At 47.4% G+C, this 268-nt stretch carries 1 protein-coding gene; it reads right to left on the bottom strand.

Going from position 1 to position 268, the window contains the following annotated elements:
* Positions 1-114, bottom strand: a 114-nt coding sequence (locus R0J87_RS20900; RefSeq protein ID WP_498888659.1) for a DNA ligase LigA-related protein, incomplete at its 3' end; no start/stop codon positions are given.
* Positions 115-268: the final 154 nt, after the last annotated feature.

The following is a 268-nucleotide window of genomic DNA, read 5'->3' as shown; positions in this document are numbered from 1 at the left end:
GCTGTCATATTCGGCGTCTGGTACGGTCGGGTTGTCCAGCACATAGTATTGATAACTGTATTGCTCCAGCTGCTGTCTGAGCTTTTGCACCTGTTGTAATAAAGACTGACTCATATCGTAATGACCCGAAAAAATAATGCACAGAGTTTGCCATAACAAAAACGGCAGGACTACCGCCTGCCGTTTTGTCTGTTGACTATTTCACCGTTAACCGTGGATCAGCTGCTGGCGCTGAAACTCGCGGATTTTGTCGACGTAATGACGCACC

The organism is Halomonas sp. SIMBA_159 (genome assembly GCF_046536035.1).
Classification (GTDB): Bacteria; Pseudomonadota; Gammaproteobacteria; order Pseudomonadales; family Halomonadaceae; genus Vreelandella; species Vreelandella venusta_A.
This window is presented reverse-complemented; position numbering and strand designations above follow the sequence as displayed.